This window comes from Desulfonatronospira sp. MSAO_Bac3 (assembly GCF_003838035.1).
GTDB lineage: Bacteria > Desulfobacterota > Desulfovibrionia > Desulfovibrionales > Desulfonatronovibrionaceae > Desulfonatronospira > Desulfonatronospira thiodismutans.
Genome location: NZ_QYZY01000358.1, coordinates 1 through 1,066 on the forward strand (window position 1 = coordinate 1; position 1,066 = coordinate 1,066).

The window sequence follows — 1,066 nt, forward strand, 5'->3', positions numbered from 1 at the left end:
CAAGCTGTTGCTGCTGATGGCTGGGATTTTACTGGCTGGACCGGCGACTTTTCTGGAACTGAGGCTTCTGTTGTGCTGGTCATGGATGCGGACAAGAGCGTGACGGGTGTCTTCGAGCAAATCACGGAACCGGAGCCTGTAGATGAAGTATTTGTATTTGATCCCAATGCCTATGAGACAGGCTACAATCCGGTGGGAGACATATTTATCCAGCGCCGGCCTGGATCCAGTGATTTTAGCGCTGGTACGGGCATAGTGGAAACAAGTACTCCGCTGGGAAGCAAGGTTATGTATTTTGCCAATGACCAAGTGAACAACTGGAATGATGGAGGAGATCGTTGGCTTTTCTGGAACGAGGTTCCAGCGGAAATGGAAGAGGTTGAGTTTCTTTATCTGTTCCGTCGCAGCGATGTCGTGGAGACGGAGCTTCTGGGCTGCATGCGCATGAGCGGAGATGGAGAGCTTAACACTTATGCTGCAGGGCTTCGTAACAATCCTGATGAAATAAGAGGTCGCCGCCTGCTAAATAATGATGACTTAATAGAAGCTGGTGCAGTTTATCATAATCTGTCCGGAGATACAGTTGGTGACTGGATATGGGTGCGTGGCCGGATGGATCAGGATTCTTATACAATCAGGTCCAGAGCATGGCTGTATGGAGATAATGAGCCGGAAAACTGGATGCTGGAATGGACTGACCAGGATGAAGCCATGAAAGCAGGCGGGTTTGGTCTGGAAGTATATATACGCCAGGCAGGAGAGAACGTTGAACTGGCCTGGCTGTCTGTGGGGATGCAGGGGTATACAGCTCCAGGTCCGGATGATGTGCCGGAATTGCCTGAACCCATAGAATATCACACTCTGGACATTTCAGTGGAGGGCCAGGGAGCAGTGAGTATATCTCCTGAGCTTGATCGGTATGAATCCGGCGAAAGTGTGGAGCTACAAGCTGTTGCTGCTGATGGCTGGGATTTTACTGGCTGGACCGGCGACTTTTCTGGAACTGAGGCTTCTGTTGTGCTGGTCATGGATGCGGACAAGAGCGTGACGGGTGTCTTCGAGCAAA

1 protein-coding gene is annotated in these 1,066 nt (G+C 50.9%); it reads left to right on the plus strand.

The genetic code is table 11. The features are described from left to right. Window positions 1-1,066: InlB B-repeat-containing protein (locus tag D5S03_RS12680; RefSeq protein ID WP_287044278.1), on the plus strand; the 1,066-nt coding region annotated here is incomplete at both ends.